Here is a 12340-nt window from a genome sequence, read left to right as displayed (position 1 = left end):
GGTTCGGGTCGAGGCAGCTGACGAGGGTGATCGCCAGCCGGTGTCGCAAACCATCCCCAAAGGTTCGAAACTAACTCGCCGCGCGGGCCAGCTTCACCAGATCCACTGTTGCCGATCGCATTTCGTCGGGAGCGTGCAACGGACCCGGATAGCCGATCCTGGTGTAGGCCACTCCGCGCGCAGTGGTGACCTTGAGATCCAGACCGTAGCGGTCGGCACCCGTGCAGACCGCGGTGTCGGTGTCAGGGTAGCCGCCCAGGACCCGCGCGATGAGCGCCAGGGAATCGGCGTGGTCGGCGTTCAGGTGCGCGATGGCACCACCGGCGTATGGTGCGACAGGGTCCGGTTCGGCCAGCGAATAATCCTCTCCGGCAGCCGAATCCATTCGACCGTAGCCGCCGACCCACCGCACGCGCTGCACCCGCAGCACCCAGAGGGCGAAATCGCTGTAGTCGACGTAGTACTTGGCGGCGGGGACGGCGGCGATGTGGGCGTCGCGTGCCGCGTCCCGTTCTGCGCCGGTGGGTCTCTCGACGACACCGGCCAGTGTCACCCGCGCGTTGGCCAGCGGGTCTGATTCGGTGGCGGCGGCCACGATCGCGATGCTCGCGCGCGGGTCACCCGCGAGGTTGCGACCGTGCTCGGCCATATTCGACACGCACAGCACTGGCGCACCGTCCAGCAGGCCGTAGGTGATGAAGGACGCCCACGGGTCACCCGAGCCGGTGAGGCTCGCGAGCGTCCCGGTGTTGGTGGAGGCGACGATGGTGCGGGCCTCCTCGGCCGCCGACGGGCGCGTCGCGTTGGCGATGGGGGTCAGCGGTGGCGGAACGGACGGCGCGTCGCCGGGGTCGCCGTGGTCGCGAGTGGCCATGGCCGCACGATACGTCACCCCGACGGCTGGTCCGCCTCGACGGCGGCCCGGCCGGCGTTGTACCCGGGGATGAAGGTGATGCCTGGCCCGCCGTGGCACCCGGCGCCGCCGAGGTAGAGGCCCGCCACCCCGAGCGGTTGATCGAGGAATCCGGTGGGTCCGGGCCGGTTCGGCCCGATCTGATCGGAATGCAGAAGGCCGTGGCAGTAGTCGCCGCCGGGGGCGCCGAACATCGTGCCCATGTGCTTTGGAGTGAATGTGGTGTGCCGGATGATCGACTTCTCGAAGTTGGGCGCGATACGGCTGATCTTGTCGATCACCCGCTGTCCCATCTCGGCCTTCAACTGTCCGTAGCTGGCGTCGTGTTCCTCGATGGGGAACCACAGCGAGAACGCCGAGGCCGCGTGCCGGCCCGCGGGTGCCAGGTCGGGGTCGTGCACCGACGGAATCTGCAGTGCGATCGCGGGATCGGCGGGCACGATCCCGCGCCTGCTGTCCTCCCACTGCTGCTGCAGTTCCTCCGGGGTGCTGAACAGGCCTATGGCGGACTGCATTTCGGGATCGTTGAGGAGCTCGTAGGGTTCTGCGAACCGGGGGATCTCCTCGAGCGCGAAATGCATCTGCAGATAGCTGCCGCGGTGGTCGATGCGGGTGAAGCGCTCCCGCACCTCCGGTGCGACGGCCCCGGAGTCCACCAGGGTGTTCACCGTCAGGTCCGGAGCCAGGCTCGAGATCACCACCGGCGCGGACAGGACCTCGCCGTGCTCGGTCCGGACACCGGTGATCCGGCCCTCGCGCACCAGGATCTCGTCGACCCGATTGCGCAGCCGCAACTGCCCGCCCGCGTCCTCGAAGAGTTGCCGCAGATGCATGGTGAGCGCCCCGATGCCGCCGCGCAACTTCTTCATCAGCGCCGCGTTCTCGTCGGGCACCGCCAGGCCATACGCCAGGGCGGCCGCGGTGGCCGGGACGGCGGGGCCGCGATAGGTGGTGTTGACCGCGAGGAACGCCAACATTCCACGCAGCGCGCCGTGCTTCTCCTTGTCCGGGAAGTGCCGATCCAGCACGTCGGTGACCGAGGCGAACAGCAGGTCGTTGATCGCCGAGCGCTCGTGGGCGTTGCCCGCACAGGCGAACATCTCGTCGAAGGTCTTGGGTGCCTGACCCGCATCGAAGCGTCCGAGTGCGCGCGTGGGTGCCAGGCTCCAGGCCATCAGGCCGGCCATGCCGTTGACGGCGTCCGCACCGTGCACGTCGTTGAGGTGGGTGAGGAGCTTGACCGGGTCCGTGTAGTAGATGACGGGATCGTCGCCGACGCCGCGCAGCGACACGGACATCACGTCAAGATCGACTGTGGGCAGGGTGTCCAGGCCCAACTCGCGGCTCACCGCCAACGACGTGGGGAACTGCAGAGAGCCGGCGATCTCGAACTGATAGCCGTCGAAGAGTTCGACCGTGGAGGCCATGCCGCCGGCGTACAGCTTGGCGTCCAGGCAGACGGTGCGGCGGCCGGACTGCGCGAGCAGCGTGGCCGCGGTCAGGCCGTTGTGTCCCGCGCCGATGACGATCGCGTCGAAATCCGAGTGCTGTTCGGACACGGTCCACCCCTCCACGCGCAGGTTTTGTCAATTATGACAAAACAAGGGGCGCCAGGATGCCGGTTTCCAGAGATGTCACGGCGGTCTGGCACATCCGGGACAATTCGTCGAGGGATGGGGCGCCGGGGCCGCTCTGCAGCATCCACACCTCCATCGCGCCGAAGACCGCGGCGGCGATGCAGCGCGCGGCCACGGTGATGTGCAGCTTGGCGTCTGCCACCTGCTCGAACGTCGCAGCGTGGGTGCGAGTCAGGCGGGCCTCGACGACCTCCGCGAATTCGGCCTCCACCTGCCGAATGTGACGAACGATGCGATTGGGGTCCACTTCGGCAGTGCGCAGTTCCGCGATCTTTCTGACCGCCTCGTCGTCGAACGGAAATGCGTGAATGGCGGCCTGTACCGAATCCATCACCGGCTCGTCGGCGGGTCGTGCCAGCAGTGCGGTGCGGAACCATTGCAGTCCGGCGTCGTAGCCGACGAAATGCAGATCGTGTTTCGAGTCGAAATGCCGATAGAACGTCCGCAGCGAAACTCCGGCGTCGGCCGCGATCTGCTCGGCGGACGTCTCTTCGACACCCTGGGCCATGAACCGCACCAGTGCGGCCTGCCGCAACGCCTCCCGCGTGCGTTCGCTTCGGGCTGTTTGCGCAGGTCGGGGCATCCGGCCACGCTAACCGCCCGGCCTGTGAATGTCACGGCCGGTGGCCTCGAACGCGCGGCGACGCGCTTCGAACTGGGCACTTTCGACTATCGAATCGAGGAGTCGCCCTGTAGGGTCACCGGGCGAGGGGAACTTATGCATCAGTGCGCAGACGTAATGAAATGGTCGTTGACCGCGATGAATCGGTCGTCCACCGCTTTGCGGTGCGGCGGGAACCACACGACGGCGACAACTGCGTCGTACACACAGATTGGCTGGATATCAGTATGAAATTCGTTGAGAACCTGCGTGGGAAATGGGCCCGCCGGATTGGTGTCGCCGCCGTCGCGACGGCCGCGCTGCCCGGCTTGATCGGTATCGCCGGACAGTCGGCGACCGCGGGCGCTTTCTCCCGTCCGGGACTGCCCGTCGAATACCTCGACGTGCCGTCGCCCTCGATGGGCCGAAACATCCGGATTCAGTTCCAGAGCGGCGGCGAGAACTCGCCGGCCGTGTACCTGCTGGACGGCCTGCGGGCGCAGGACGACTACAACGGCTGGGACATCAACACGCAGGCCTTCGAGTGGTACCTGGACTCCGGCCTGTCGATCGTGATGCCGGTCGGCGGTCAGTCCAGCTTCTACTCCGACTGGTACGCACCGGCCCGCAACAAGGGACCCACGCAGACCTACAAGTGGGAGACCTTCCTGACGTCGGAGCTGCCGCAGTGGCTGTCGGCGAACCGCAACGTGCGTTCCACCAACAACGCGGCCGTGGGCCTGTCGATGGCCGGCTCGGCCTCGCTGACCTTGGCCATCTGGCATCCGAACCAGTTCACCTACGCCGGTTCGATGTCGGGCTTCCTGAACCCGTCCGAGGGCTGGTGGCCGTTCCTCATCAACATCTCGATGGGTGACGCCGGCGGCTTCAAGGCCGACGACATGTGGGGCAAGACCGAAGACCCCAACAGCGCCTGGAAGCGCAATGACCCGATGGTCAACATCGACCGCCTGGTCGCCAACAACACCCGCATCTGGATCTACTGCGGTAACGGCACGCCCAACGAGCTGGGCGGCGGCGATCTTCCCGCCACCTTCCTCGAGGGCCTGACGATCCGCACCAACATCACCTTCCGCGACAACTACATCGCCGCGGGCGGCACCAACGGTGTGTTCAACTTCCCGGAGAACGGCACGCACAACTGGGCGTACTGGGGCCGGGAGCTGCAGGCCATGAAGCCCGATCTGCAGGCACACCTGCTCTGATCGACGGCAGACCAGACGCGAAATCCCCCAACGCACAGTTGGGGGATTTCGTGTCTGGGCCCCGTTGTCTTGTGCTGCGGAGCCTTTGTAGGGAACATGTCGGTTTCAGTTCAAGCAGTGGACAACCCCGCGACACCACCCGGTCTCGTGCTCCTCGGAAGGTTTGGGTCATGACGACATCTCGGCACCTCGGCGCATTCGCCGCGACGGCGGCCTCTGTGCTGACGCTGGGGCTGGCCTCCTGTGCGCCCCCTGAGCGCAGGGCCGACGACGGTGGCGCATCGGAGGCGACCTCGGCGGCGGACTTCGGCGGTATGGAGAAGCTGATCGAGGCGGCCCAGGCCGAGGGTGAGCTCAATGTCATCGCCCTCCCGCCGGATTGGGCCAACTACGGCGCCATCATCAAGGCGTTCAGCGACAAGTACGGCATCAAGGTGAATTCGACCCAGCCGGAGGCTTCGTCGCAGGAGGAGATCAACGCGGCGACTCAGCAGAAGGGCAAGAGCACCGCTCCTGACGTCTTCGATCTGGGCCAGGCGGTCGCGTTGGCCAACACGTCGATGTTCGCGCCCTACAAGGTGACGCATTTCGACCAGATCCCCGCCGGAATGAAGGACCCCGACGGCCGGTGGGTCAACGACTACGGCGGATACATGTCGATCGGGTACGACTCGGCGGTGCTTCCCGAGATCACCGCGATCGACGACCTCCTCGATCCGGCGTTCAAAGGCAAGGTCACCCTCAACGGCGATCCCACCCAGGCCGGTGCGGCATTCTCCGGCGTCCTGATGGTGGCTCTGTCACAGGGGGGATCCGCGGACGACATCGCCCCCGGTGTCGAGTTCTTCAGCAAGCTCAAGCAGATCGGTAACTTCCTGCCGGTCGACCCGACGCCGGCGACCATCGAATCCGGACAGACCCCGGTCGTCATCGACTGGAACTACCTCAACGGTGCCGTCAGCGAGAAGAAGCCGACCTGGCGCATCTTCGTGCCCAACGACGCCGCGGTGGCGGGTTACTACCACCAGGCGATCAACGCCGACGCTCCCCATCCCGCGGCCGCGCGGCTGTGGCAGGAGTTCCTCTTCAGCGACGAGGGGCAGAATCTGTTCGCGGCCAGCGGAGTTCGGCCAGTGCGCGCGGACGCGATGATCCACGCCACCACGTTCGACCCCAAGGTGTTCGACCGGTTGCCCGCCATCGACGGTCCGGTCACGGTGCCGACCAAGGAGCAGACCGACATCGCGGCGAAGTACCTGGCGGAGAACTGGGCCAAGGCAATTGGCTGACGTCGTCGACGCCCCGAGGGTCGCGCGACGACTGCGGGACGCGTTGGTGCTGCTGCCGTTTCTGGTGTTCGTCGGGATCTTCCTGATCATCCCCACCGTGACGGTGATCATCCACGCGTTCTACCTCGACGGCGCCTTCACGTTCGATCGTGTCGGTGCGCTCTTCTCGGCGACGGCACTGACGGCGCTGTGGCGCAGCATCGTTCTGTCCGCCGCCACCGCCGTGATCGGGGCCGTCTTCGGCGCCGCGTTGGCCGGACTGTTCGTGGGCAGACCCGCCGAGTCGACTCTGCGGCGGGTGGTCCTGGCGCTGTCCAGCGTGCTGGCTCAATTCGGTGGCGTCGCTCTGGCCTTCGCGTTCCTGGCCACGATCGGTCTCAACGGCGTCCTGACGGTGTGGGCCGCCGAGCACCTGGGATTGGACCTGGCCGGTGACGGATGGCTGTACAGCCTGCCCGGTCTGATCCTGGTGTACACCTACTTTCAGATCCCACTCATGGTCATCGTCTTTCTGCCCGCGCTCGAAGGCCTTCGCGCACAGTGGCGCGAGGCGGCCGTCAGCCTGGGCGCCAGCCCGTGGCAGTACTGGCGGGAAGTTGGTTTCCCGCTGTTGGCGCCGGCGTTCTTCGGGTCGATGCTGCTGCTGTTCGCCAACGCCTTTGCGGCGTACGCCACCGCGGCTGCCCTGGTCAGCCAGGGCAGCCCGATCGTGCCGCTGTTGATCAGGTCGGCGCTCACCAGCGAGGTCGTCCTGGGGCAGGAGGGCTTCGCCTACGCGCTCGCGCTGCAGATGATCGTCGTCGTCGCGCTGGTCATGACCGGCTATCACGTGCTGACGCGGCGGACCGCGAGGTGGCTGCAATGAAGCCGAAGATCCAGGGCTTCACGGTGTTTCGAGCCGTGCTGGTGGCGGCATTCGCCCTGTTCTTCTTCTTTCCGCTCTACGCGATGGCTGACTTCTCCACGCGGAATCTGCGTGGTGAGGGCCGCACGCTCACAGCGTGGACGAACCTGGTTGCCGACGATGCGTTGTACTCGGCGATCGTCGTCTCGCTGCTCTTGTCGGTGCTGACCGTGGTGGTCATGCTGCTGATCCTTCTGCCGACGATGATCTGGGTGCGGTTGCGCGCGCCGTGGGCCAAAGGGCTGATCGACTTCCTGTGCCTGCTGCCGTTGACCATTCCCGCACTGGTGATCGTGGTGGGGCTGCGCAACGTGTACCTGTGGGTGAACTACCTGCTCGGCGAGTCCGCGCTGACCTTGACCTTCATCTACGTCATCGTGGTGCTGCCCTTCGCGTACCGCGCACTGGATGCCGCACTGTCGTCGATCGACCTGCAGACACTGTCGGAGGCCGCCCGCTCACTGGGGGCGGGGTGGCCCACCACGGTCCTGCGCGTCGTGGTGCCGAATATCCTCTCCGGTGTGGTTTCGGCGGCCTTCATCTCCATCGCGGTCGTGCTCGGCGAGTACACCATCGCGTCGCTGTCGGGCTTCCAGACCCTGCAGGTGCAGATCGTGGCCATCAGCAAGAGCGACGGACCCACCTCGGTGGCGGCCTCACTGGCGGTGCTGCTGTTCGGCTTCGTTCTGCTCCTGGCCCTGTCGCTGCTCACCAAGTGGTTGCGACGCGGCCGCGACGTTGACGCCCAGGAGGACGCCGACCTGCCCATGGGAGTGCCGCGATGAGCCCGCGCCGCGCCGGAGTCGCCGTCGACCTGGTGAACCTGAGCCGGGTGTTCGGCACCGTGAAGGCTCTCGACGGCCTCACGCTGCGGCTGGAACCGGGCGAGTTGGTTGCGCTGTTGGGACCGTCGGGATGCGGTAAGACCACGGCACTGCGGATTCTGGCCGGCCTTGATGAACCGACGTCCGGGCGCGTCGCGGTCGGGGGCCAGGACGTCACCGCCACGCCGCCCAACCGACGTGACATGGGCATGGTGTTCCAGGCCTACAGCCTGTTCCCGCATCTGACCGTCCTCGACAACGTCGCGTTCGGGTTGAAGGTGCGGGGTGCGGCCAAGGCCAAGCGAGACGCGCGCGCGGCCGAAATGCTCGACCTGGTCGGATTGTCCGCGCACCGGGACAAGTACGCCAGCGAGCTGTCGGGCGGCCAGCAGCAGCGGGTGGCGTTGGCGCGTGCCCTGGCCATCGAGCCGCAGGTGCTCCTGCTGGACGAGCCGTTGTCCGCCCTGGACGCCAAGGTGCGCGTACAACTTCGCGACGAGATCCGGCGGGTGCAGTCGGAGGTGGGGACGACGACCCTGTTCGTGACGCACGACCAGGAGGAGGCCCTGGCGATCGCGGACCGTGTCGGCGTGATGAACCGGGGCAGGCTCGAGCAGATCGCCGCTCCGGTCGACCTGTACGCGGCCCCCGCGACACCGTTCGTCGCCGACTTCGTCGGCTTGAGCAATCGCATCCCAGCACGCGCGGCCAACGGCGCGGTGAAGGTCCTCGGCGCCGTCGTTCCCGCCCTGCCCGGGTCGGTGTCGGGCCCGGGAACCGCGCTTGTGCGCCCCGAAGCCATTGACGTGACCCCGGATCCGGAGGGGGATGCGATGGTGGTCGAGATCGCCTTCCTCGGACCCATCTCGCGCGTGAAACTTCAACTGCGCGGCGGTGTCCGGCTGATCGCCCAAACCTCGGGAGTGCGGGCGAGACGGCTCGCCACCGGGATGAGGGTGCGCCTGCGGATCGATCCGGCACCTGTGCTCGTCGTCGCCGGCCCCACTCGCCGAGCCCGGAGATCAGCTCCCTGATCTTCGCGTTCGGCGGCGCCGAGCCGGACTGGGGCGCGCGCGACGGGCGACGGGACGCCCTACGATTGAGGGCCCGCATGCGTGGGTAAGCCCAGACCGATGGATGACGTGATTCCGATGGACCTGCTGTTCGCTGACTGGTTACCCCATCAACGTTGGTACGCCGGGCGCAACCGGAGGTTGACGGCAGCGAAAGCCGTTGAGATCACCGCGCTGGCCGAGGATCTGGATCTCATCCTCGTCGACGTCACGTATGCGCAGGGAGCGCCGGAGCGTTATCAGGTCGTCGTGCGGTGGGCGGACGAGGTGATCGACGGAGTTCCCGGCCCTGCCGTCATCGGCGCCGCTGGCGGGCGCATCGGTCACGACGCGCTGCACGATCCGGAATCGGCCTCGCTGCTGATGCAGCTGTGCGCGGCATCGGCGGTGCGTGGCCGGGTGGTGTTCACCGCCGAACCCAATGTGAGGCTGCCCGGCGACGGTGTCACGCCCCGCGTGTCCAGTGCTGAGCAGAGCAACACCAGTGTGGTGTTCGGCACCGAGGCGATCCTGAAGGTGTTCCGTCGCGTGCACACCGGTGTCAACCCCGACATCGAACTCAACCGAGTGCTCGGCCGGGCGGGCAATCACAACGTGGCCCGCCTGCTGGCGTCGTTCGACACCACGTGGGACGACAGGCCCTGCCCGCTGGGCATGGTGACGGCGTTCGCCGAAGGGGCGTCCGAGGGTTGGGCGCTGGCGACGGCGGCGGCCCGCAGTCACTACAGCGGACAACCGGGCGGCGACTTCACCGAGCAGTCGCGACAGCTCGGCCGTGCCGTCGCGTCGGTGCACGCGGCGTTGGCAGCGGAGTTGGGCACCGCCCGAGGGCACTACCCGGTTGACGTCGCGCTGGCCCGGCTCGGTGCCGCAAGCAGTCAGGTTCCGGAGCTTGAACCGCTTGCCGGGAAGATCGAGCAGAGATTCAGATCGCTTGCCGCAGAGCCCATCACCGTGCAACGCGTGCACGGGGACCTGCACCTGGGGCAGGTGTTGCGCACGCCGCGAGACTGGTTGGTGATCGACTTCGAGGGCGAGCCCGGAGCGCCGCTCGCCGAGCGACGCAGGCCCGACTCCCCGCTGCGGGACGTGTCCGGGATGCTGAGGTCCTACGAGTACGCGGCGTTTCAGCCGCTCGTCGGGACCGACGGGCAGCATCAGGACGCGGCGGTGGCGTTCAGCGCCGCCAATCGCGCAGCATTCTGCGACGGCTACGCCGAGGTCGCGGGCGCGGATCCGAGGGACTCCGAGCGGGTGCTGATCGCGTATGAATTGGACAAGGCAGTCTATGAAGCGGCCTATGAAGCGCGCTATCGTCCAGACTGGCTGCCCATTCCGCTGCGATCGATCTCCTCCCTGGTGGACTGAACGAGAGGGCCATTCAATGCAGGCATCTGTGACGGTGCACATGGACGCACCCGCCGACAAGATCTGGGAACTGATCGCCGACGTGCGCAACACCGGTAAGTTCTCGCCCGAGACGTTCGAAGCCGAATGGCTCGACGGCGCCACCGGACCGGCGCTCGGGGCGAAGTTCCGGGGGCATGTGCGGCGCAACGAGATCGGTCCGGTCTACTGGACGACCTGTCGTGTGACGTCCTGTGAACCGGGGCGGGACTTCGGTTTTGAAGTGCTCCTCGGTGACCGCCCCGTCAACAACTGGCGCTACCAGTTGGTTCCCGCAGGCGACGGCACCGACGTCACCGAATCGTTCCGCATGAACGAGTCGCTGTTCAGCACGCTGTTCGGACTGTTCGGCGGACAGCTGCGCACGCGCCGGAACCGTCGCGATATGACCAAGACCCTCAACCGCATCAAAGCCGTGGTGGAGGCGGGTTAGAACACCGTCGCGGTGCAGTACGTCCGGGCCGGCGACGGGTACGGCCAGGCGTACTGGCCGGCCGACGACGGGCAGGCACCTCGGTCCCGGACGTCGAGGCGTTGCTTGACCTGCACCAGCACGCCACTGCCGGCACTTCTCTCCGCGCAGTTGGCCTTCTCAACCACCCCTATCGGCATCCCGAGGCGGTAGCAGTGGTCGGCGACGAGGTTGGGCACCAGACACAGGCTGGCCGTGGCGCGGTCCGCCGCGGGTCCTGGGAAGTGCTGGTATTCCGCGCTGGGGCATTCGCCGGTGGACGTCGCCAGGGCGCCGACTGTGTAGCTGGGGTCCTCACCACATGACGATCGGCGGGCCTGCACCTGATCCGGGGGACCGGCGTCCACCACCACGCAGTCCCCGACCGCAAGGGGCCGCGTGTGCTCGGTCTCGAAGGCCTGCCTCGCGTCGTTGAGTGCCACCACCGTGGCAACCGAGGCCATCACCGCCGCGATCGCGCACAGCACGACGGCGGACAGGGCCCAGCGGGAGCGCGGCGTCGGATTCATCCCTCAGAGGGTGGCAGACAACGCCCCACTTGTCTCGCCTTTCACTCGCGTATACACCGAAGAGTGGCCGATCCGGGCCAACGACACGCGGAATCCTCAGCTCGCGGCCGGTGGCGAGGCCACTTGGCCGCGAACGTGACAGATGTCACACTCAAGTCTGACGTACCCAAAAAGGGGGGACCCCATGACCGCCATCCTCGATTCGGCCATCTCGCCTCGCCGCAACGGGACGCCCCCACCCGCCGTGCCACTCGCCGACATCGACCTCGGCTCCCTGGAGTTCTGGGGATGGGATGCCGACCGGCGCGACGGCGCGTTCGCGACGCTGCGTCGGGAGGCCCCGATCACGTTCTTCGACGTCGTCGAGATGCCCGGCTTCCCCACCGGGGCCGGGCACTGGGCACTGACGAAGCATGAGCACGTGCACTTCGCGAGCCGGAACCCCGAACTGTTCAGTTCCAGTCCGACCAGCACGTCGCTCAACGACGTCGCCCCCGAAATCGCCGAGTACCTCGGGTCGATGATCACGCTCGACGATCCTCGGCATCTGAGGCTGCGTTCGATCGTCAACCGTGCCTTCACGCCGAAGGTGCTGGCCCGGATCGAGCAGAGTGTGCGGGATCGCGCGCGCCGCCTGGTCGCCGACATGCGGGCTCAGCATCCTGACGGGCGTGCCGACTTCGTCGAGGCGCTGTCTGGTCCGCTGCCGCTGCAGATCATCTGCGACATGATGGGCATTCCCGAGGAGGACGAACCCGATGTGTTCCACTGGACCACGGTCCTGATGGGCACGGGTGACGAGGAGGCGTCGGGCGACTTCGACGACATCGTGAAGGTGGTGTTCGAACTCGGCCAGTACGCGGTGAGACTGGCCGAGTCGCGACGGACGCGCCCGACCGAGGATCTGATGACGAACCTGGTGAACGCCGAGGTCGACGGTGAGCGCCTGACGACCTCCGAGATCGAGTCCTTCTTCATCCTGCTGTTGGCGGCCGGGAACGAGACCACCCGCAACGCGATGAGTCACGGGATGGTCGCCCTGACCCGCTATCCCGACGAACGGGCCAAGTGGTTCAACGACTTCGACGCGTACGCGGGCACCGCTGTCGAGGAGATCGTCCGGTGGGCGTCGCCGATCATCTTCATGCGCCGCAACCTCACCGCGGACTACGAAATGGGTGGCGTGCAGATGAAGGCCGGTGACAAGGTCTCGATGTGGTACAACTCGGCCAACCGCGACGAATCGGTGTTCGCTGACCCGTGGACCTTTGACGTGACACGAAACCCCAACCCGCAGATAGGTTTCGGCGCGGGTGGGGCGCACTTCTGCCTGGGGGCAAATCTGGCGCGTCGCGAGGTGCGGGTGCTGTTCGACGAGCTGCGTATGCATCTCCCCGACATCGTCGCCACCGAGGAACCCTCGATCCTCCGCTCGGCCTTCGTGCACGGCATCAAGAGACTGCCGGTCGCCTGGACGCCCTGAGG

12 protein-coding genes are annotated in these 12340 nt (G+C 66.9%); 8 read left to right on the top strand and 4 right to left on the bottom strand.

Annotated features, from left to right (window positions below; translation table 11 throughout):
- Nucleotides 1-70: 70 nt before the first annotated feature.
- The 3 genes from A5727_RS07505 to A5727_RS07495 are packed head-to-tail and all read right to left on the bottom strand — an operon-like array spanning nucleotide 71 to nucleotide 3133.
- Nucleotides 71-874 (bottom strand): HugZ family pyridoxamine 5'-phosphate oxidase, encoded by an 804-nt coding sequence (locus tag A5727_RS07505; protein WP_068247000.1) that lies wholly within the window; start codon nucleotides 872-874, stop codon nucleotides 71-73.
- A gap of 14 nt (nucleotides 875-888) precedes the next feature.
- The gene (locus A5727_RS07500; RefSeq protein WP_068247092.1) at nucleotides 889-2472 is read right to left on the bottom strand and encodes a phytoene desaturase family protein; all 1584 of its coding nucleotides are present in this window, start codon (nucleotides 2470-2472) and stop codon (nucleotides 889-891) included.
- 31 nt (nucleotides 2473-2503) lie between these two features.
- Nucleotides 2504-3133 carry a TetR/AcrR family transcriptional regulator gene (locus A5727_RS07495; RefSeq protein WP_068246997.1) on the bottom strand — a complete coding sequence of 210 codons (630 nt, stop codon included), beginning with the start codon at nucleotides 3131-3133 and terminating at the stop codon, nucleotides 2504-2506.
- 266 nt (nucleotides 3134-3399) lie between these two features.
- On the opposite strand from A5727_RS07495, the gene A5727_RS07490 reads away from it, so the two are divergent.
- The 7 genes from A5727_RS07490 to A5727_RS07460 all read left to right on the top strand — a co-directional run bounded on the left by A5727_RS07490 (nucleotide 3400) and on the right by A5727_RS07460 (nucleotide 10307).
- Nucleotides 3400-4377 (top strand): esterase family protein, encoded by a 978-nt coding sequence (locus tag A5727_RS07490; RefSeq protein WP_068246994.1) that lies wholly within the window; start codon nucleotides 3400-3402, stop codon nucleotides 4375-4377.
- Between the two features lie 170 nt (nucleotides 4378-4547).
- Nucleotides 4548-5666, top strand: a complete 1119-nt coding sequence (locus A5727_RS07485) for an ABC transporter substrate-binding protein (protein ID WP_068246990.1) — start codon at nucleotides 4548-4550, stop codon at nucleotides 5664-5666.
- A complete protein-coding gene (locus tag A5727_RS07480; RefSeq protein WP_068246987.1) occupies nucleotides 5659-6531 on the top strand; it encodes an ABC transporter permease in 873 nt (290 codons plus the stop codon). Before A5727_RS07485 ends, A5727_RS07480 begins: the two co-directional genes overlap by 8 nt.
- Nucleotides 6528-7355, top strand: a complete 828-nt coding sequence (locus A5727_RS07475) for an ABC transporter permease (RefSeq protein WP_068246984.1) — start codon at nucleotides 6528-6530, stop codon at nucleotides 7353-7355. Before A5727_RS07480 ends, A5727_RS07475 begins: the two co-directional genes overlap by 4 nt.
- Entirely contained in the window at nucleotides 7352-8428 is a 1077-nt protein-coding gene (locus A5727_RS07470; protein ID WP_068246981.1) for an ABC transporter ATP-binding protein, read from the top strand. The genes A5727_RS07475 and A5727_RS07470 overlap by 4 nt, the downstream gene beginning before the upstream one ends.
- 117 nt (nucleotides 8429-8545) lie before the next feature.
- On the top strand, nucleotides 8546-9835 hold the full coding sequence (locus tag A5727_RS07465; RefSeq protein ID WP_068247089.1) for a maltokinase N-terminal cap-like domain-containing protein: 1290 nt from the start codon (nucleotides 8546-8548) through the stop codon (nucleotides 9833-9835).
- Nucleotides 9836-9851: 16 nt separating this feature from the next.
- On the top strand, nucleotides 9852-10307 hold the full coding sequence (locus A5727_RS07460) for an SRPBCC family protein (RefSeq protein WP_068246978.1): 456 nt from the start codon (nucleotides 9852-9854) through the stop codon (nucleotides 10305-10307).
- Here the strand turns inward: A5727_RS07460 and A5727_RS07455 are convergent.
- On the bottom strand, nucleotides 10304-10855 hold the full coding sequence (locus A5727_RS07455; RefSeq protein WP_068246975.1) for a hypothetical protein: 552 nt from the start codon (nucleotides 10853-10855) through the stop codon (nucleotides 10304-10306). The two genes, A5727_RS07460 and A5727_RS07455, sit on opposite strands and share 4 nt — an antisense overlap.
- A gap of 184 nt (nucleotides 10856-11039) precedes the next feature.
- On the opposite strand from A5727_RS07455, the gene A5727_RS07450 reads away from it, so the two are divergent.
- Complete coding sequence (locus tag A5727_RS07450) at nucleotides 11040-12338, top strand: cytochrome P450 (RefSeq protein WP_068246972.1); 1299 nt, start codon at nucleotides 11040-11042, stop codon at nucleotides 12336-12338.
- Nucleotides 12339-12340 lie beyond the last annotated feature (2 nt).

It is taken from the genome of Mycobacterium sp. ACS4331, assembly GCF_001667265.1.
In the GTDB taxonomy this organism is placed as follows: Bacteria; Actinomycetota; Actinomycetes; order Mycobacteriales; family Mycobacteriaceae; genus Mycobacterium.
The sequence above is the reverse complement of the archived record's forward strand: the minus strand, read 5'-3'. Positions and strand labels throughout refer to the sequence as shown.

Bases quoted from the DNA above. Each gene is read 5' to 3' on its own strand.
- A5727_RS07505 (WP_068247000.1), bottom strand. From the start codon at position 874: ATGGCCACTCGCGACCACGGCGACCCCGGCGACGCGCCGTCCGTTCCG.
- A5727_RS07495 (WP_068246997.1), bottom strand. From the start codon at position 3,133: ATGCCCCGACCTGCGCAAACAGCCCGAAGCGAACGCACGCGGGAGGCG.
- A5727_RS07490 (WP_068246994.1), top strand. From the start codon at position 3,400: ATGAAATTCGTTGAGAACCTGCGTGGGAAATGGGCCCGCCGGATTGGT.
- A5727_RS07485 (WP_068246990.1), top strand. From the start codon at position 4,548: ATGACGACATCTCGGCACCTCGGCGCATTCGCCGCGACGGCGGCCTCT.
- A5727_RS07475 (WP_068246984.1), top strand. From the start codon at position 6,528: ATGAAGCCGAAGATCCAGGGCTTCACGGTGTTTCGAGCCGTGCTGGTG.
- A5727_RS07470 (WP_068246981.1), top strand. From the start codon at position 7,352: ATGAGCCCGCGCCGCGCCGGAGTCGCCGTCGACCTGGTGAACCTGAGC.
- A5727_RS07465 (WP_068247089.1), top strand. From the start codon at position 8,546: ATGGACCTGCTGTTCGCTGACTGGTTACCCCATCAACGTTGGTACGCC.
- A5727_RS07460 (WP_068246978.1), top strand. From the start codon at position 9,852: ATGCAGGCATCTGTGACGGTGCACATGGACGCACCCGCCGACAAGATC.
- A5727_RS07455 (WP_068246975.1), bottom strand. From the start codon at position 10,855: ATGAATCCGACGCCGCGCTCCCGCTGGGCCCTGTCCGCCGTCGTGCTG.
- A5727_RS07450 (WP_068246972.1), top strand. From the start codon at position 11,040: ATGACCGCCATCCTCGATTCGGCCATCTCGCCTCGCCGCAACGGGACG.